This is a genomic window from Brevundimonas sp. AAP58, assembly GCF_001295975.1.
In the GTDB taxonomy this organism is placed as follows: Bacteria; Pseudomonadota; Alphaproteobacteria; order Caulobacterales; family Caulobacteraceae; genus Brevundimonas.
In genome coordinates this window covers 70270-88165 of the sequence record NZ_LJHU01000011.1, presented here as the reverse complement: position 1 = coordinate 88165, position 17896 = coordinate 70270, and the positions used below count along the sequence as shown (strand labels likewise).

At 68.2% G+C, this 17896-nt stretch carries 22 protein-coding genes; 11 read left to right on the top strand and 11 right to left on the bottom strand.

Features of this window, described 5'->3' with window-relative positions; translation table 11 throughout:
- The first annotated feature begins 7 nt into the window (after positions 1-7).
- The 5 genes from gcvH to IP78_RS15760 all read left to right on the top strand — a co-directional run bounded on the left by gcvH (position 8) and on the right by IP78_RS15760 (position 3909).
- Complete coding sequence (gene gcvH / locus IP78_RS01670; protein WP_054109973.1) at positions 8-373, top strand: glycine cleavage system protein GcvH; 366 nt, start codon at positions 8-10, stop codon at positions 371-373.
- Positions 374-517: 144 nt separating this feature from the next.
- On the top strand, positions 518-1864 hold the full coding sequence (gene gcvPA, locus IP78_RS01665) for an aminomethyl-transferring glycine dehydrogenase subunit GcvPA (RefSeq protein ID WP_054109972.1): 1347 nt from the start codon (positions 518-520) through the stop codon (positions 1862-1864).
- 14 nt (positions 1865-1878) lie between these two features.
- Entirely contained in the window at positions 1879-3462 is a 1584-nt protein-coding gene (gene gcvPB, locus IP78_RS01660) for an aminomethyl-transferring glycine dehydrogenase subunit GcvPB (protein ID WP_054109971.1), read from the top strand.
- A gap of 40 nt (positions 3463-3502) precedes the next feature.
- The gene (locus IP78_RS01655) at positions 3503-3700 is read left to right on the top strand and encodes a type II toxin-antitoxin system HicB family antitoxin (protein ID WP_054109970.1); all 198 of its coding nucleotides are present in this window, start codon (positions 3503-3505) and stop codon (positions 3698-3700) included.
- Positions 3697-3909 (top strand): type II toxin-antitoxin system HicA family toxin, encoded by a 213-nt coding sequence (locus IP78_RS15760; RefSeq protein WP_054109969.1) that lies wholly within the window; start codon positions 3697-3699, stop codon positions 3907-3909. The genes IP78_RS01655 and IP78_RS15760 overlap by 4 nt, the downstream gene beginning before the upstream one ends.
- A gap of 13 nt (positions 3910-3922) precedes the next feature.
- Here the strand turns inward: IP78_RS15760 and IP78_RS01645 are convergent, their stop codons facing one another.
- Positions 3923-4534, bottom strand: coding sequence for a TetR/AcrR family transcriptional regulator (locus IP78_RS01645; RefSeq protein WP_054109968.1), 612 nt, complete (start codon positions 4532-4534; stop codon positions 3923-3925).
- Between the two features lie 70 nt (positions 4535-4604).
- On the opposite strand from IP78_RS01645, the gene IP78_RS01640 reads away from it, so the two are divergent.
- Together IP78_RS01640 and IP78_RS01635 are read left to right on the top strand one after the other, a co-directional pair.
- Entirely contained in the window at positions 4605-5537 is a 933-nt protein-coding gene (locus tag IP78_RS01640; protein ID WP_054109967.1) for an SDR family oxidoreductase, read from the top strand.
- Positions 5538-5644: 107 nt separating this feature from the next.
- Complete coding sequence (locus IP78_RS01635) at positions 5645-6121, top strand: DUF6789 family protein (protein WP_054109966.1); 477 nt, start codon at positions 5645-5647, stop codon at positions 6119-6121.
- Positions 6122-6182: 61 nt separating this feature from the next.
- Here the strand turns inward: IP78_RS01635 and IP78_RS01630 are convergent, their stop codons facing one another.
- The 5 genes from IP78_RS01630 to IP78_RS01610 form a co-directional block, all read right to left on the bottom strand.
- Positions 6183-6701 carry a F0F1 ATP synthase subunit B gene (locus IP78_RS01630; RefSeq protein WP_054109965.1) on the bottom strand — a complete coding sequence of 173 codons (519 nt, stop codon included), beginning with the start codon at positions 6699-6701 and terminating at the stop codon, positions 6183-6185.
- Between the two features lies 1 nt (position 6702).
- Positions 6703-7266, bottom strand: coding sequence for an ATP synthase F0 subunit B' (locus IP78_RS01625; RefSeq protein WP_054109964.1), 564 nt, complete (start codon positions 7264-7266; stop codon positions 6703-6705).
- Between the two features lie 89 nt (positions 7267-7355).
- Positions 7356-7580, bottom strand: a complete 225-nt coding sequence (locus IP78_RS01620; RefSeq protein ID WP_054109963.1) for a F0F1 ATP synthase subunit C — start codon at positions 7578-7580, stop codon at positions 7356-7358.
- A gap of 57 nt (positions 7581-7637) precedes the next feature.
- A complete protein-coding gene (locus IP78_RS01615; protein WP_054109962.1) occupies positions 7638-8432 on the bottom strand; it encodes a F0F1 ATP synthase subunit A in 795 nt (264 codons plus the stop codon).
- 3 nt (positions 8433-8435) lie between these two features.
- Complete coding sequence (locus tag IP78_RS01610) at positions 8436-8801, bottom strand: AtpZ/AtpI family protein (RefSeq protein WP_054109961.1); 366 nt, start codon at positions 8799-8801, stop codon at positions 8436-8438.
- 624 nt (positions 8802-9425) lie between these two features.
- On the opposite strand from IP78_RS01610, the gene IP78_RS01605 reads away from it, so the two are divergent.
- On the top strand, positions 9426-10208 hold the full coding sequence (locus IP78_RS01605; RefSeq protein WP_054109960.1) for a DUF2189 domain-containing protein: 783 nt from the start codon (positions 9426-9428) through the stop codon (positions 10206-10208).
- Here the strand turns inward: IP78_RS01605 and IP78_RS01600 are convergent, their stop codons facing one another.
- From IP78_RS01600 to IP78_RS01585, 4 genes are all read right to left on the bottom strand, one after another.
- Entirely contained in the window at positions 10209-11867 is a 1659-nt protein-coding gene (locus tag IP78_RS01600) for an MFS transporter (protein WP_054109997.1), read from the bottom strand.
- Between the two features lie 190 nt (positions 11868-12057).
- Positions 12058-12363, bottom strand: coding sequence for a flagellar hook-basal body complex protein FliE (locus tag IP78_RS01595; RefSeq protein WP_054109959.1), 306 nt, complete (start codon positions 12361-12363; stop codon positions 12058-12060).
- A 13-nt stretch (positions 12364-12376) separates the two neighbouring features.
- Positions 12377-12811, bottom strand: coding sequence for a flagellar basal body rod protein FlgC (flgC, locus tag IP78_RS01590; RefSeq protein ID WP_231680850.1), 435 nt, complete (start codon positions 12809-12811; stop codon positions 12377-12379).
- Positions 12812-12824: 13 nt separating this feature from the next.
- Positions 12825-13241 carry a flagellar basal body rod protein FlgB gene (locus IP78_RS01585; protein WP_054109958.1) on the bottom strand — a complete coding sequence of 139 codons (417 nt, stop codon included), beginning with the start codon at positions 13239-13241 and terminating at the stop codon, positions 12825-12827.
- A gap of 123 nt (positions 13242-13364) precedes the next feature.
- Between IP78_RS01585 and IP78_RS01580 the strand changes: the two genes are divergently transcribed.
- From IP78_RS01580 to IP78_RS01570, 3 genes are all read left to right on the top strand, one after another.
- Complete coding sequence (locus IP78_RS01580; RefSeq protein ID WP_054109957.1) at positions 13365-13634, top strand: flagellar biosynthetic protein FliO; 270 nt, start codon at positions 13365-13367, stop codon at positions 13632-13634.
- Entirely contained in the window at positions 13631-14455 is an 825-nt protein-coding gene (gene fliP, locus IP78_RS01575; protein ID WP_054109956.1) for a flagellar type III secretion system pore protein FliP, read from the top strand. Before IP78_RS01580 ends, fliP begins: the two co-directional genes overlap by 4 nt.
- 119 nt (positions 14456-14574) lie before the next feature.
- The gene (locus IP78_RS01570; RefSeq protein WP_054109955.1) at positions 14575-14853 is read left to right on the top strand and encodes an HU family DNA-binding protein; all 279 of its coding nucleotides are present in this window, start codon (positions 14575-14577) and stop codon (positions 14851-14853) included.
- A gap of 6 nt (positions 14854-14859) precedes the next feature.
- Here IP78_RS01570 and IP78_RS01565 read toward each other — a convergent pair whose 3' ends face one another.
- Entirely contained in the window at positions 14860-17811 is a 2952-nt protein-coding gene (locus IP78_RS01565; protein ID WP_054109954.1) for a tetratricopeptide repeat protein, read from the bottom strand.
- Positions 17812-17896 lie beyond the last annotated feature (85 nt).

The following is a 17896-nucleotide window of genomic DNA, read 5'->3' as shown; positions in this document are numbered from 1 at the left end:
GGCCGTCATGAAGTTCACCAAGGATCACGAATGGGTCCGGCTCGAGGGCGACGTCGCCACGGTCGGCATCACCAAGCACGCCGCCGACCAGCTGGGTGATGTCGTGTTCGTCGAAACGCCGGAAGCCGGCCGCGCCGTATCGCAAAAGGACGGGTTCGCCGTGGTCGAGAGCGTCAAGGCGGCGTCGGACGTCTATGCCCCCGTCTCGGGCGAAGTCATCGAGGGCAACGACGCCCTGGCCTCGGCGCCCGAGACCGTCAATGCCGACCCGGAGGGCGCCGGCTGGTTCGCCAAGATCAAGGTCACCAACCCCGCCGAGCTGGACGGCCTGATGGACCGCGCGGCCTACGACCAGTTCCTGACCACCCTTTAGTTTCTTCCGCTCATCCCCGCGAAAGCGGGGACCCAGTCCTGTTGCGAGGCAGGGTGACTGGGATGAGTGGTTCGTCCTCCCCGGCGACAGTCTTCGCCCAAAGCACTAGGTCCCCGCTTTCGCGGGGATGAGCGGAATAGAGATATGCGCTACCTGCCCCTGACCCCCGACGACCGGTCCGCCATGCTGGCGGCGATCGGCGTTTCGTCGATCGACGACTTGTTCGTGGACGTGCCGCAGTCCGCGCGGCGCGACGGCGTCGTGGACCTGCCCCGCGTCATGGGGGAGCTGGAGGTCGAGCGGGCGCTGAAAGGCCTGGCGGCCAAGAACACGGTCGCGGGCGACGTGCCCTTCTTCTGCGGGGCCGGGGCCTATCGCCACCATGTGCCGGCGACGGTGGATCACATCATCCAGCGCTCGGAGTTCCTGACCAGCTACACGCCCTACCAGCCCGAGATCGCGCAAGGGACGCTACAGTACCTCTATGAGTTCCAGACCCAGGTCGCGAACCTGACCGGGATGGAGGTGGCCAACGCCTCGCTCTATGACGGCTCGACCGCCATGGCCGAGGGCGTGCTGATGGCCACACGGGTGACGCGCCGGAACAAGGCGGTGATCTCGGGCGGGGTGCATCCCCACTATGTCGCGGCGACCGAGACGGTGGTCCACGCCGTGGGTGTCGAGACCGAGGTGCTGCCGGCCGCGATCGACGCCGAAGCCGACGTGATCGGCAAGATCGGACCGGACACGGCCTGCGTGGTCGTGCAGACGCCCAACGTCTTCGGCACTGCCACCGATGTGACCAAGATCGCCGAGGCCGCTCGGGCCGCCGGTGCCCTGCTGATCGTGGTGGTCACCGAGGCCGTGTCGATGGGTCTGCTGAAATCGCCCGGCGAGATGGGGGCCGACATCGTCGCGGCCGAGGGCCAGTCGATCGGCAACGCTCTGAACTATGGGGGTCCTTACGTCGGCCTGTTCGCCTGCCGCGAAAAGCTGATCCGCCAGATGCCGGGCCGCCTGTGCGGCGAGACGGTCGACGCGGACGGCGAGCGGGGCTTCGTGCTCACCCTGTCGACGCGCGAGCAGCACATCCGGCGCGACAAGGCGACGTCGAACATCTGCACCAACTCGGGCCTGTGCTGCCTGGCCTTCTCGATCCACATGAGCCTGCTGGGGGAGACGGGGTTGAGGAAGCTGGCCCTGCTGAACCATGAGAAGGCCCTGGCGACGCGGGACGCGCTGGCCGCCATTCCGGGCGTGGAAGTTCTGACACCGCGCTTCTTCAACGAATTCGCCGTGCGCCTGCCGCGCCCCGCCGCTGAAGTGGTGGAGCGTCTGGCCGAGCACCGCGTGCTGGCTGGCGTGCCCTTCAGCCGTCTGAACCCCGGGGCCGGCATGGACGACGTCCTGCTGGTCGCCGCCACCGAGACGACGCTGGACGCTGACATCCAGATCCTGGCGAGCGCGCTCGCCAAGGTCCTGGCGAACTAAAGGAAGCCTGAGTGATGAGCACCATGAACACCGTCGGCCGTCCGACCGCTCCGGCTCCGTCCACGCCGGATCATGACTACAAGCACCCGACCCTGACCGGCGGGCGCGGCCTGCTGCAGGACGAGCCCCTGATCTTCGAGGGCGACGGCTGGTTCAAGACCGGCGTCGATCTGGCCGAACCGAAGTCCGACGGCGGCGATCTGGGCGACCTCGTCCGCCGCGATCCGATCGGCCTGCCGGGGCTCGCCGAGCCCGAGGCGATGCGCCACTACGTGCGGCTCAGCCAGAAGAACCACGCCATCGACCTGGCGCTCTATCCGCTCGGTTCGTGCACGATGAAGCACAATCCGCGCCTTAACGAGAAGATGGCGCGCCTGCCGGGCTTTTCCGACATCCACCCCCTGCAGCCGGTCTCGACTGTGCAGGGCGCTCTGGAGCTGATGGACACCCTGGCCCACTGGCTGAAGACCCTGACCGGCATGCCGGCGGTGGCCATGTCGCCCAAGGCGGGTGCCCACGGCGAGCTCTGCGGCCTGATGGCCATCCGCGCCGCGCACGAGGCGTCGGGCGAACACCTGAAGCGCCGCAAGGTCCTGGTGCCGACCTCGGCCCACGGAACAAACCCGGCCACGGCGGCCTTCGTCGGCTACACCGTCGTTGAAGTGGCCCAGACCGATGACGGCCGCGTGGACGTGGCCGACCTGGCGTCCAAGCTGGGTGACGACGTCGCCGCCATCATGGTGACCAACCCCAACACCTGCGGCCTGTTCGAGCGTGACATCATCGAGATCGCGCGGCTGACGCACGAAGCGGGAGCCTATTTCTACTGCGACGGTGCCAACTTCAACGCCATCGTCGGCCGGGTGCGACCGGGCGACCTGGGCGTCGACGCCATGCACATCAACCTGCACAAGACCTTCTCGACGCCGCACGGCGGGGGCGGGCCGGGGGCCGGTCCGGTGGTGCTGTCCGAAGCCCTCGCGCCTTTCGCGCCGGCCCCGTGGGTCGTGGCCGACGGCGACGGCTTCAAGCTGATCGAGCGCGGCGAGGACGAGGCGGCCCAGGCGTTCGGCCGCATGTGCGCCTTCAACGGCCAGATGGGCATGTTCGTCCGCGCCCTCAGCTACATGATGAGCCATGGCTCCGACGGCCTGTGCCAGGTCGCCGAGGACGCGGTTCTGAACGCCAACTACATCAAGGCCCGGCTGTCGGACGTGATGAGCGCCGCCTTCCCCGACGGCCCCTGCATGCACGAGGCCCTGTTCGACGACGAATGGCTGAAGGGCACGGAGATCACCACGCTGGACTTCGCCAAGGCGATGATCGACGAGGGCTTCCACCCCATGACCATGTACTTCCCCCTGGTCGTGCACGGGGCCATGCTGATCGAGCCGACCGAGACGGAGTCCAAGGCCGAGCTGGACCGGTTCATCAACGCCCTGCGCCTGCTGGCCCAGGCCGCCAAGGCCGGCGAGGTCGACCGGTTCAAAAACGCGCCCTTCCATGCGCCTCTGCGCCGTCTGGACGAGACCCGCGCTGCCCGCTCGCCCCGACTGCGCTGGACCGCGCCGGAAGGGCACAACATGGCGGCGGAGTAGGGCGGTCGACATCTCGCCCTCGTTCGACGATCATGGGGGCATGAAGGTCGAGTTCGAGCGCGAAGACGACGGGCGGTGGATCGCGGAGGTGGACGCGATTCCAGGGGCCCTCGCTTATGGGGCCACGCGGTCGGAGGCGCTCGCTCGGGTCGAGGCTCTGGTTCTGCGCATCCTCGCCGATCGCCTGGAGAACGGTGAACCGGCTCCGGAAGTCGATGGACTGTTCGCCGCCGCATGAGCGACTGGCCGAGCGTGAAGGCGTCTCGCCTCCTCGCCGCGTTGCTCCGTCAAGGCTGGGCCGAGAAGAGGCGGTCCGGGTCTCATCGCGTTCTAGCTCGGCAGGGACGTGACGATTTTGTTTTCGCGTTTCATGACCGGGAAGAGATCGGGCCGAAGATGCTCGCCCGCATCGCGAAGAGAACGGGTCTGACGCCGGATCAGCTCTAGTTGGCGAAAGGGGCTATCGCTTCGCCGTTGTGGCCGCCCGTAACGCCATGAACGCAGCCTTGCCATGGACTTCCGGACCGCGCGAATCGTCGGCGGCGAGCCAGGTCTCGGTCGCCATGCGAAGCACGCCGACGGCGGTGGTGGCGACCACGCGGGCCTGAAGGTCGTCGGCGGGCAGACCCTTTCTCGCGGCGAGCGCCGAGGCCATGCGGTGTTCCAGGGCTTCGTACCTGGCGTGGTCGCCGGCGCGCAGAGCGGGCGTGTCGTGGATCAGGCGGGCCAGTGCCCGCGCCTCGGGACCCTGAAAATCCTGGGCCATGTCGGTCAGAGCGTGCTCGGCCATCTCCAGCAGGGGCTCGTCGGCGGGACGGCGCGCGATGGCGGCCTCGATCAGTTCGGCGAGACCGGCCTTGGTCGAGAGGACGATGTCCTCCTTGGAGCCGAAATAGTGGAACAGGCTTCGGCGCGACACCCCGGCGGCGGCGGCGATGTCGTCCAGCGTCGTGGCCTCGAAGCCCTGGCGCGCGAACAGGGCCAGCGCCGCCTGATGGATGCGAGCGTGGGTGTCGGCGCGTTTTCGTTCGCGCAGGCCGGGTTGTTCGGTCTCGGTTTGCACCTCTTGCATATTTGCACGCAGTGCAGATATGTCTAGCGACCGTTTCGATTTCGGCCTGGACACCTAGAGGACCACTCCCATGACCTGGACCACCCGCGACATTCCCGACCAGACCGGCCGTCTGGCCATCGTCACCGGGGCCAACAGCGGCACCGGCTATGAGACCGCGCTGGAGCTGGCCCGCAAGGGTGCCGAGGTGATCCTGGCGGTGCGCGATGTCAACCGAGGCGAGGCGGCGGCCAAGCGCATCCGGCGTGAGGTTCCCAAGGCCCGGCTGAGGGTCGAGGCGCTGGATCTGTCGAAGCAGCGGTCGGTTACGGCGTTCGCGGAGCGGATGCTGGCGGACGGATCGCCGATCCATGTGCTGGTGAACAATGCAGGCATCATGGCGGTGGAGCCTCGGCAGGAGACCGAGGATCGTCACGAGCTGCAGTGGGCGACGAACTATCTGGGGCACTTCGCCCTGACGGCGCGGCTCATGCCGCTGCTGAAGGCGGGGTCGGCGCGGGTGGTGCAGCTGTCGAGCATCATGCATCGGCAGGGGCGGTTGCGGTTCGATGATCTGAACTATCGGACGGGCTACAAGCCCTGGCCGGTCTACGGGCAGACGAAGCTGGCGATGCTGATGTTCGGGCTGGAGTTGGATCGGAGGAGCCGGGCGAACGGGTGGGGCCTGACCAGCGTGGTGGCGCATCCGGGGTATGCGCGGACCGGGTTGATCGGGTCCGGGCCTCTGGGGCGCCGACCCGTTAGCCGGGCAGTGATGCAGCTGGTCTATCGGCCGTTCATCGAGCCCTTCATCAGCCATTCGGCGGCGGACGGAGCCCTGCCGATCCTGATGGCGGCGACCGATCCCGCGATCGGACCGGGGGCCTTCGTCGGGCCGCAGAAGGCCAGGGAGATGAGGGGGCCGCCGGGGCTAGCGAAGGCAGAGCCGCATGCTCTGGTCGAGCCCGATGCGGCCCGGCTGTTCGACATGACCGAGGCAGAGCTCGACGTGCGTTTCGCATAAGCGAAGCACAGACTTGTGAAGCCTGCGACATTCTGCCCGGCAACGGACAGGCGTATGCTGCAAGGCGCGTTATCGGAACGAAAGAAGCGTTGGGAGGCGCTGTCGTTATGATGTCACGCGTACAAAAGGGCATGGTCGCGGGTTTTGTCGCCACCGTTGCCGTATCGATCCTCGAGGCCGTGAATGTGGTTGCGGGGCCCTGGATCCAGCCATTTCCATCGGTCGTCGCCACGCTGATCGGCATGGAAGGCAACCTGCTGGTCGGATGGATCGCCCACTTCCTCGTCGGGACGCTTGTGCTAGGGGCGCTGTTCGGCGTGCTCTGCCCAAGAGTTCCGACCCAGACGCCGGAGACCAAGGGCATCGTCTTCGCGGTCAGCGCCTGGGTCGTGATGATGGGCGGCGCCGTGATGTTCGGCGATCCCCGCATGTTCAACGCTGGCGGCGGCTTCGCCGTGGTGGCCTGGATGCTGGCCACGCACATCGTCTTCGGCATAGTGCTGGGCAACGTCTACGCCCGGCTGATGGAGCGGGAGAAGAGAGCCAAACACGGGGATATGAGCGGGGCGGCGCCCGCCCATTGAGTCCTGGAAGGCAGCCCGTCCCGGATAGGCGCTTCGCGCCTTCCGAGATGCCAAGGCGGAGTTAGTTCAGGCGAGTCCCGATCTGGGCGATCGCGGCGTCGAGCTGCGGGTCGGTCTTGGCCGTCGCTGCGCGGGCGGCGAGGATGGTCTCGGCGGCCTGGGCGGCGACGTCGGCGGCGGCCGCTTTCACCTCGGCCGCGGCCTGGGCCTCGGCGGAGGCGATGCGGCGTTCGGCCATGGCCTGACGACGCGCGAGCGCCTCTTCCAGCTTGACCTTGGCTTCGGCTTCCATCAGGCGGGCGTCGGCCTCGGCGGCGGCAAGCATGGCCCTGGACTGCGCTTCAGCCTCAGCCTTTTCGGCACGGATCTGGGCCAGCAGGGCTTCGGCTTCGGCCCGCAGGCGCGCGGCCTCGTCGAGGTCGGACTGGATCTTGTGGGCCTTGGCGTCCAGCTGGCCGGCGACCAGTTTCGGCACGCCCGCGACCACCAGGATCACGAAGAACAGGACCAGGCCGATGCCGACCCACAGTTCTGGATTTTCGAGGCGGTAGAAGTAGTCGAAGTTCAGAAAGTAGGGCATCTCACACGGCTCCCTTGACGGCGTCGGCGACTTCCGTGGCCGAGGCGGGCTTTCCGGTCAGTCGCTCGACGATGGCCGAGGCCGTGTCGGCGGCGATGGTCGAGACGTGGGCCATGGCGGCGTCGCGGGTGGCCGCGATGCGGGCTTCCGCGGCTTCGATCTTCGCGTTGACCTCGGCCTCCTCGGCCTGACGGCGGGCCTCGGCGTCGGCGGCGACGCGGGCCTTGGCTTCTGCGGCCAGGCGGCGGGAGTCGTTGCGGGCCTGCTCGACCTCGGCCTTGGCGGCGGCGGCCTGCTCGGCGGCCTCGGCCTGGACGGAGCGGGCGGTCGCGATGGCGTTCGAGATGGTCGAGGCCCGCTCGTCCATCACCCGGCGCAGACGCGGGGCGAAGACCTTGGAGATCAGCAGGTAGAGGACGAAGAAGAGGAACAGCAGATAGACGATCTGCCCGGCCCAGACCGAGGTGTCGAACTGGGGCAGGCCACCGGCCTCGCCGCCGCCGTGCGCGGCTTCGGTCGTGGCGTAGGTTCCGCCGTGTTCGTCGGTTTTCTCAGGAGCGGCCATGACGTCCGTCTGCGGGAAGGGGAAACAGGACGGCGGCGCTTCCTCGGCTGGAGGAAACGCCGCCGGTCTTCACTGAAGCGGCGTGGGCCTTAGCCCAGCCAGGCCAGGATGCCGAGCACGAAGGCCAGGATGCCCAGGGCCTCGACCAGGGCGGCGCCCACGAACAGGTTGCCGACCTGCGAGGCGGCGGCCGAGGGGTTGCGCAGGGCGCCGGCCAGGAACTGGCCGAAGATGTTGCCCACGCCGATGCCGGCGCCGAGCATGCCCAGGGTGGCCAGGCCGATACCGAAGTACTTGAACGAGTCGGCTTCCATGTTGGTGATCCTATTCAGTCGGGGTTGGAAGGAGGGGTTGAGCGGCTGGGTCGGGGCTTAGTGCCCGTGACCCAGGTTGACCACATCGTTGAGATAGATGCTGGCCAGAACGGCGAAGACGAAGGCCTGGAGGAAGGCCACGAGGAACTCGAGAGCGGTGATGGCGACGACCATGACCATCGACAGGCCTGCCAGCGGAAGGCCGAACACGCCGATGCCCTCGCCGCTGAAGGCAACGATGCCGAGGCTCACGACGAAGCCGGCGAAGATCTTCAGCGCGATGTGGCCGCCCAGCATGTTGCCGAACAGACGAAGCGCGAGCGTGATCGGGCGCAGCAGGAAGGACAGGAACTCGATCAGGCCCACGACCGGGCGGATCGCCAGAGGCGCCGAGGTTGGCCAGAACAGGAGGAAGAAGCCCAGGCCGTGCTTGGCAACGCCGATGCCGACGACCAGCAGGATGGTGATCAGCGCCAGCGTTCCGGTGACGGCCAGCTGCGACGTCGCCGTGAAGGTCAGGAACATGCCCAGCAGGTTCATGCCCAGCACGAGGGTGAACAGGGTGAAGACGAAGGGGAAGTATTTGCGGCCTTCGTGTCCGATGATCGAGTCGGTCACCCCGTCGATCATGCTGAACAGGGTCTCGCCCGCCGACTGAAGCCGGCCGGGAACGACCTTGGCGCCCGAAGTCACGGCGGTCAGGAACAGAACGACGAGGGCGAAGGCGATGGTCATGGCGACGTGCGAGTTCGTCACGGCGATCTGCTGAGCGCCGAGCACAGGCAGCGTCACCTCGCCGAACTCAAGGCCGGGGATCGGTTTCACTTCGAACTGTTCGATCGGATCGGCCAAAGCCTATCGCTCCTCGTTGTCTTCATCGTCGAACGGGATGGACTTCGGGACCACCCCGGCCGCATCGGCCTCGGCCTGGAGACGTTTGGTCGTCCGCCACGCCATCCAGATCGAGACGGCGAACCCGAAGAGCACGCCGCCAATCAGTCCCCACGGCGTCGTGCCCGCGAAGCGGTCGACGACGAAGCCCAGCGCCAGACCGACCAGGACCCCGCCGATCAGCTCGGCGACGATCCGGTAGGCCTTGCCCGCCACCGCCTGTGCGACCGCCTCGGCGGTCTTGTCGGACGTGGCCGCCGCCTCCAGCGCGGATGCGGAGCGATTGAGGCGAGCGATCGCCTCTTCGCGCGATTCCGGTGGGGTGGACATGGGTTCTGGCGCTTCTGGCCCCGCCCGGCCGCGCAAGATTTTGCGGGCCCCGACAGGGGTCTGAATTCGGCGCGGAACCTATAGGCGAGGGGGCGGAAGGTCAAGAAGCCGTGATTTGGAACCAACGCATTGAAGTATATGGGAATTTATCAGGGTGCGGCGATGTCGCTTCACCCCGGGCTGGGCGAGGCAATATCCATGGCCTGGGCCCGCCCGCGTTGGGCGGTGAAGAAGCCGCAGGTGTCGAGCACCTCTATCTGAAACGTCCAGGATACGGCGCGCTCCTTGGACAAAGGCGGACCCGCAGGGCGGGACGAGGGGGCATATGAACGATTCAGGGCATGGGGAGCTTGCGATTGTCTCGATCCGGCGCGGGCAGGAGCGGCGAGGCGATGGGTGCGGATGGCCAGCAGACAACCCGGGCAGCCTTGGATGATCGGATAGACAAAATGAGATCCGGCTTCTTCAGCAAAGGGGGACCGAGCGCCGGCGATCACCCAACCGTGACGGGATCGCGCTGGCCTCCGCGCCCGCGCGCGCCTAGCTTCCGGTAACCCCCCGATGCGCTCAGCGTATCCTGACCAAAGAGAGACTGCCGCCGTCGACCGCCTTCCGGAGCTTGCCATGTCCAGCATTCCCGTCGCCCCGCGTTCCAGTGCACCTGCCATTCACCGTATCACCGGACGTGACCTCGACTGGGCCTTGGCGGAGGGGTGGAAGGACTTCAACGCCAAGCGCGGCGACATCCTGGTGCTGGCGGTCCTCTATCCGGTTCTCGGCCTGCTGACCGCCGCTATCGCTCTTAACGACCGGCTGCTCCCTGTCTTCTTCCCGCTCGTCGCTGGGCTGTCCGTGATGGGACCGGCCGTCGCCGCTGGCTTCTACGAGATCGCGCGCCGGCGCGATCTCGGCATTTCCTCCAGCTACCGCCACTTCTTTGATCCGCTGAACGGCCGCAGTCGGACCCCGCTGGTCATGTTGACCCTGATGTCGCTGGTCTTCTTCGCCGCCTGGATCGGGGCAGCCTGGGTCATTTACGAACTCACGCTCGCCCGTGTCGGTCCCATGACGATCGCCGGCGGGTTCGAGCAGCTGTTTTCCACGCGCGAGGGCTGGACCATGGTCCTGGTCGGCAACGCCGTCGGCGCCGTCTTCGCCGTCCTGACCGTCTTCCTGACGCTCGTGTCCTTTCCGATGGTGGTGGACAAGCCCGTCGACGCGGGCACCGCCGTCGGCACCTCGATCCGCGCGGTGGGCGCCAACCTGCCAACGGTCGCCTCCTGGGGCGTCCGCGTCGCCGTCCTGCTGGTGCTCGGCGCCTTGCCGCTGTTCGTCGGCCTCGCGGTGGTCCTGCCGGTGCTTGGTTACGCTACCTGGCACCTCTACACCCGAATGGTCGAGCGGTGATCAGGCGGACAGGTCGACGTCCTTCCGCTCTCGAACCAGCAGGACGCCCAGAACGACGGTCATGATGGCGACGACCACAGGGTACCAGAGCCCAGCGTAGATATTGCCCGTCGCCGCCACGATGGCGAAGGCTGTCGTCGGCAGGAAGCCACCGAACCAGCCGTTGCCGATGTGGTAGGGCAGCGACATGGACGTATAGCGGATGTTGGTCGGGAACATTTCCACGAGAGCCGCCGCGATCGGCCCGTAGACCATGGTCACATAGAAGACGAGCACGAACAGGATCGCCACCACCAGCGGCCGGTTGACCAGCGCGCTGTCTGCCTTGGCCGGATAGCCCGCCGCCGTCAGGGCGGCCCCCAGCTCCGCCTCGAACGCGGCCTTGGTCTCCCCGAACGCCGCCGGGTCCAGCGCGGCGCCGTCGAAGCTGGCGACTGTCACCTCGCCGATCCGAACCTGCGCGACCGTCCCTGCCGCCGCGGCTTCATTGGCGTAGCTGACACCGGCCTTGGCCAGCCAGCTCTTGGCCAGGTCGCACGAACTGTCGAACACGGTCTTGCCGACCGGATCGAACTGTACCGAACAGTCCTCCGGATCGGCGATCACTGTCACCGGTGCCGTGGCGACGGCCGCCGCGAGCCGGGGGTTCGCCGCCTCCGTCAGCATGCCGAACAGCGGAAAGTAAGTCGCGGCCGCCAGCAGGCACCCGGCCAGGATGATCGGCTTTCGCCCCACCTTGTCCGACAGCCAGCCCCAGAAGACGAAGAAGGGCGTGGCCAGCAGAAGCGCTGTCGCGATCAGCACATTGGCCAGCGCCGCCTCGACCCTCAGCACTTTCTCGAGGAAAAACAGGGCGTAGAACTGCCCTGTGTACCAGACCACCGCCTGTCCGGCCGTCAGGCCCAGGAGCGCGATCAGCACCAGCTTCAGATTGGGCCAGCGTCCGAAACTGTCCTTCAGCGGGGTCGTCGACCCCTTGCCCTCCGCCTTCATGCGCTGGAACGCCGGGCTCTCGGCCAGCTTCAGCCGAATCCAAAGCGACACGCCCAGCAGCAGGATCGACAGCAGGAACGGAATCCGCCAGCCCCAATCGATGAACGCCTCTTCGCCCACGGCGACCCGGACACCCAGAATGACCAGCAAACTCAGCATCAGGCCCGCCGTGGCCGTGATCTGGATGAAGCTGGTGTAGAGGCCCCGCTTCCCCGGCGGCGCGTGCTCGGCGACATAGGTCGCCGCTCCGCCGTATTCTCCGCCCAAAGCCAGCCCCTGGACCAGCCGCATCGCGATCAGGATCACCGGCGCTGCCACGCCGATCGCGGCATAGGACGGCAATAGCCCGACCACGAAGGTCGACAGCCCCATCAGCAGCATGGTCACCAGAAAGGTGTTCTTGCGCCCCCACAGGTCGCCCAGCCGTCCGAAGAATACCGCCCCGAACGGCCGCACGGCGAACCCGGCCGCGAACGCCATCAGGGCGAAGATGAAGCCGGTCGTCTCGTTCACGCCCGAGAAGAACTGGGCCGTGATGATCGCCGCCAGCGAGCCGTACAGATAGAAGTCGTACCACTCGATCACCGTCCCGACCGAGGAGGCCAGGATGACCATGCGGTCGTCACGCTTCAGGTTGTTGTCCCGCATGCTGGTTGTGATTGTCATCATGTGCCCCTTTCCGACATCCTGTCAGGGAATGGCGGCACTGCAAACAGCGCGTTAGCAGCGAGACGCAACGGGCCGGGCCACAGTGACACTCGCCTGCGCCCGGGCAACGAGCGGCCACGTCGCGAGCGGCAGCGCCACAACCCCGCGCTCAAGCAGCGAGGCCCCGCGGGCCCAGCGGTCGTGCCACCTAGATCGGCATCCGCATGATTTCCTGATACGCCGAGATCACCTGATCGCGCACCGCGATCACCGTCTCCAGCGAGGCCTCGGCCGAGGCCACCGCCGTCACCACGTCGATCATCGAGCCCTGGCCCTGGACGGTCTGGACCATCTGGGTCTCGGCCGCGCGGGTCGCCTGGGTCATGTCGCCTATGACGTTCTGCACCAGCTGGGAGAAGTCAGGCCCCCCCGCCTCCGCCACCGCCGCGCCCGCGGTGGCACCGCCGGTTCCTTGCGCCGCGGCATAGGCGCGGGCCGCCATCAACGGATTCATCTATGGCTCTCCGTCAGCGCTTCAGGATGTCGAGGGTGCGGCTCGCCATGGTCCGCGCCGTCTCGATGACGTTCAGATTGGCCTCATAGGCGCGCTGCGCCTCGCGCATGTCCATCGCTTCGATCAGGGTGTCGACATTGGGCCGCAGCACATAGCCGTCGGCGTCCGCCGCCGGATGGCTGGGGTCGTATTCGCGGCGGAACTCGCGCTGGTCGGGCCGCACCTCGGCCAAAGATACTCCCATGGCCCCGTCTATGCGCCGCGCCTCGAACACGGGCACCTGGCGGCGATAGGGCTCGCCACCGGCCGTGCGCGCGGTCGACTCGGCGTTGGCGATGTTCTCAGCGATGATGCGCATGCGCGACTGCTGGGCGGTGAGCGCCGAGGCTGCCACCTGCATGGCGCTGTTGCGTTGATTGCCACCCCGGCCGTTGATCGGATCGGTCATCTATTCAGCTCCCTCAGCGGCCCGGCGGCTTGGCGGCCAGCCGCAGCATGGCCAGCGACTTCTGATACAGGCCGATGGCCGCGTCGTAGGCCATGCGGCTCTCGGCCATCTTCAGCATCTGCTCCTCGACCACCACGGCGTTGCCGTCGAGCGTCGTTTCCGAGTCGGGCGCGGCCTCGGACGTGAAACGGGCCACCGGTGCACCATTTGGCCCGCCCACCGGCATGTGGCCCGGCCGCGTCTGGGCCATATGCAGCCCCCCGCCATCGCGCAGGGCGGCGGCGAAATCCGTCGGCTGTCTCAGGTCGCGCCCGACGTAGCCGGGCGTGTCGGAGTTGGCGACGTTCTGGGCGATCAGCCGCTGACGCTCGTCGAGCCACGTCAGGCGGCCCCGGATCTGTCCTAGCAGCGGCAGGTCGGCGACGCCCATCGGTCGTCTCCTCATCATCAGGTGGGACGAAAATGCCGGGTGTGTGGTTAACGAGGCCTTATCTAAACGCGGCGTTAACCGAGTTCCTTAAGGCTCCGGTCAGTTTCCCGGGGCCGCCGTCGCATGAACTTCCTCGATCTCCTCAGGGCACTGTTCGGCCTGGCCTTCACGCTCGGCCTGATCGGCCTCGCCGCCTGGGCCGCCCGCCGCTACGCCCCCCAGCTCATGGCGCGCCTCAACGCCGAGCGCGGCGAACGGCGCATGACCGTGGTCGAGACGCTTGTGCTCGACCCCGCCCGTCGCCTGGTTCTGGTGAAGATCGACGACGAGGAGCGCGTCCTCCTGCTCGGCGAGGGCAAGGAGCTCATCGAGCCGAAGGGGAAGGGAAAGTGAGGGCGAAGGATATCTTCGTCATCCCCACCCGCGCCGAGATCCTGCGCGCGCTCAAGCTCTCGGCGCTGGCTACCCTGATCTGCCTCGCCTGGCCGATCGCAGCCTTCGCCCAGGACGCGGCGGCCGCCGCCGCTTCCGGTTCCGCCATCAACATCGACCTGGGCACCGGTGCGGGCCTAACCGAGCGCGTGGTCCAGCTGGTCGGTTTGATGACCGTCCTGTCGCTGGCGCCCTCCATCGTCATCATGACCACCAGCTTCGTAAGGATCGTGGTCGTCCTCAGCCTCCTTCGCACCGCGCTGGGCATGCAGCAGTCGCCGCCGAACGCGGTTCTGGTGTCCCTGGCGCTCTTCCTCAGCGCCATCGTCATGGCCCCGACGTGGCAAGACGCCTATGATTCGGGCATCCGTCCCCTGATGGATCAGGAGATGGAACTGCCCCAGGCGTTCGATCTGGCGTCGGAACCTGTGAAAGATTTCATGCTGGCCCAGGTGGAGCCCGAGGACCTCGCCCTCTTCACCCGACTGAGCCAGCTGGAGACCCCCACGACCGCCGACGAACTGCCCCTTCGCGTCATCATCCCGGCCTTCATGATCAGCGAGCTCAAGCGGGCCTTCGTGATCGGATTTCTCCTTTTCGTTCCGTTCCTTGTGATCGATCTGGTGGTCGCGAGCGTGCTCATGTCGATGGGCATGATGATGCTCCCGCCCGTGGTCATATCGCTGCCGTTCAAGCTGATCTTCTTCGTCCTCGTGGACGGCTGGAGACTGGTCGCGGGCAGCCTGGTCGAGAGCTTCCGACAGGCCTCAGGCAGCGGCTAGAACCCCACCACGCGGGGGTTTCAGCGCCATTCCCGCTTGCATTGTCCGGGGAAAGGCGCGTTGATCCCCCCGTCATCGCCTTGGGAATCAAGGCGAGCTAATTCGGGAAACGACCCACAATGACCACTCAAGCTGAACTCATCGCCGCCGTCGCCAAGGATGCCGGTGTCTCGCAGGCCGACGCCGGCCGCGTTCTGGACGCCATCGTCAAGAACATCCACAAGTCGCTGATCGGCGGCGGCGACGTCCGCATCTCGAACCTGGGCGTGTTCGACACCGCCGCCCGCGCCGCCCGCGAAGGCCGCAACCCGGCCACTGGCGCCACCATCAAGATCGCCGCGTCGAAGGCCGTGCGCTTCCGCGTGTCCAAGCCGCTGAAGGACGCGGTCAACAAGTAAGCCGTTTCAGCCGGCCGCGGGTCTCGCGGCCGCTGGCGCTTGAGCCTGAGCACGGGCGGGGGTCGCAGGGCGGCTCCCGCCCGTCGCCTGTCCGGCAGCCGCTTGCGCCCCGCCGGTGCGTTCCCGCATCTGCTGCTTCATCTGGGCGATCCAGCCCGTGAAGGTGTCCGCCGACGCCGTCAGCCCGGCGAAGTCCTGGGCCCGTACCACGCCATCCATCCCGTCCAGACCATCCAGCGCGATCCGCATCGCCGCCGGCGACCGCGCATTGGCCGTGAACGGCGCATAGTTCCGCGACAGCCGCGCCAGCGCCCCGCCGTCCCGCGCGAGCGAATACCCCACGCCCGCCCGGATCACCCGGCTCTCTTCGTCCGGGGTCAGGGGCCGCGCCGTGTCCGCGTGCCGATCCCCCAGCCGCGCCTCGTACAGCGACGCCGCGCCGGCCCAGTTCTCCTGCTTCCAGAAGATGTCTGCCCGCACCCCGTTGGCCTCCGCCGACCGGTCATCGCCCAGCACCTCTAGCGCATGGTCATAGCGCCCCAGCTCCATCAGCGCCCGCGCCTCCAGCGCCCGCCGCTCGGCGTTCAGCGCGCTGGGCAGCAACGTCGTCCGCGAGTTCCAGATCGCTTGCAACGCCGGCTCGGGCTGACGGTCCATCAGCAGCACCGTCGCGAGCGTCGTCGCCACCTGCGCCTTCGCCACCCCCTCCAGCCGGTTCTCGACCTGATAGCGCAGCAGCTCCGCCGCCTGGTCCAGCAGGTCCACGTCCACCAGCCGCCGCGCCAGGCGCCGCACCATCTCGTCCCCGTCCGCCCCCACCGGCGTCAGGTCGCGGAAATCATAGAACAGCGCCAGGGCCTGCACCGGCTGCAACCCGTCCGCCGCCCCGTCCAGGAACAGCGCCTTGAACGCATTGGACAGATCCAGCTGCAGCTCCGCCGCGCCCGGCAGGTTGGCCAGCCGGTTCCCCGCCCGCTTCAGCGTGTCCATCGCCTCGCGGTACCGCCCCTGCGACAGATAGAGCTCCCCCAGCGTCCGGATCACGGCCAGCTCGGTCGCGTCGCCCCGCCAGCGCCACTTCAGCTGCTCCAGCTGGCCGGCGGCGGCGTCCGCCGTCATCGTCCCCTTGGCCATCTCGATCTTGATGACGCCAAGCTTCGCCGGCGTGGCGATCCCGTCCAGCGGGGCCCGCGCGATGGCCTTGTAGACCGCCAGCGCCCGATCGGTCTGCCCGTCGATCTCGAACAGCCGCGCCTGCACCAGCCGCGCCGTCAGCTCGTCCGCCGCCGGCGCCTCCTGCGAGAAGCTGTAGGCCAGAAGCGCCCGCGCCGCGTTCAGGTCTCCGGTCTCCAGCGCCGCCATCGCATGCGCCGCCCCGAACCGCGCCCGCCACTCCGCCGGAAACTGGTCGATGGCCGCGGCCCCGGCCGCGAACGCCTGACGCGCGCCCGCCCAGTCGCCCTGCTCGGCTGCGATCCAGCCCTGCCAGACCTTGGCCGACGGATCGCCTGCCAAGGGCCCCGCGCCGAAGTCCAGGGCGGCCTCCTCGACCCGCCCGATAGAGGCCCGCGCGGCCCCGCGCAGTCCCCTCAGCTCCGGCTCGCCCTGCAAGGAGGGGGTTTGTGCGAACATGGCGTTGACCACGCCGACCGCCTCGTACCCCAGCCCCGATCCCACCAGGAATCGCACATAGGCCACCCGCGCTTCGATGGGCGCGCGCGGATTGTCTGACGCCGCGATGGATTCCTCCGCCGCCGCGTCCTGCAGCCGGCGATGCCGGGCGGAGAAGCCCTCCTCGCCGGTCGCGGCCCAATCCGCTAGCACCAGGGCCGGAAAGTCCGCCTTCCGGGGCGTCTCCGCCTCGACCGGCGTGGCCGCCTCCAGCGCCATCGACGGCGGCGACAAGGTCAGGCCGCCGGGCCGACCCAGCGTCACCAGATCGCCCTCGGCCCGGATCATCAGGTCGTCGGTCGGCGTCTCCACCGCCAGGCCATGCGCCGTCGGCAGAAGGGTCAGATCCACCGTCCGGCGCCGGTCCCCAAATCCCTTGCCGGGTGCCCGCGCCGTGACCGCCGCGAAGCGGTCGCCGACCATCGGGTCGGTCAACCAGACCGTCTTGGTCGCCCCGGCCATGGTGGCGACCAGCGACGTCGCACCCGCGTCCTCGCGATCGACCGTGATGCCCGATCCGCCCCCGCTCGGCCCGCCGATGGTGACGCTCCACTGGGGGCCCTGTCCGTTTGCCGTGACCGCCAGCCCCTCCGGCGCGGCAATGCGGATGGCGGTATAATCCGGGCCCACGGCCCAGCGGGCGTCCGACGCCGGACCCAGCGCGCGCGCCCGGCTCATGTCCATGCGGGCGGCGGTGTCGAACACCACCCACACCGCCTCGCCGCGCCGGAAGACCGCCGCGCCCACGGGCGAAGCCCAGCCAAACGTCAGGGTCACGCGGTCCTGCGCCGTCGTCGCCGTGACCGGTACCGCCCCGCCCGCGGGAACCGCGCTGGCGGTCTCGACTGGCACCGCCGCCCCTGCGGGATAGAGGTTTAGGAACACCGCGCCGTCGGCCACCCCCGAGCGCGCGTCGGCACCCTCGGCCAGGGTGACGACGATCTCGGTGGCGTCCATGACCGACCGGGTCTGGACCTCGGCTACGCCCGGCGGCGGATCCACCTTCAGGCGGCTGACGTCCGGTGCCGCCGTCGTGCCAACGCGGACGATGACGGTCTGGCCCTCGCGGCGGACGCGGGCGCGGCTGCCGACGACGCCGGCGAACTCCACCCGGGTGAAGCCCTCATTGGCTCCGATGCGGATCGTCAAGGGATCCAGCGCGGCGGCGGCTTCCTGCGCCACCACCGGCGCGACGCCGGTCAGCACGGGGACGAGCGCGATCGTCCCCGCGACGCCGAGCGCCGTCGAGGTCCGTCCTATCGCGGTCCTGGATCGCGCGCGGGCCATGTCGCCCCTGAATCGCCCGATCGCCCTTTCGACGCGGTTAACAGGGTGTGACCGCAGGCCCCTTGATGCGTTCGTTCCAAAGGCC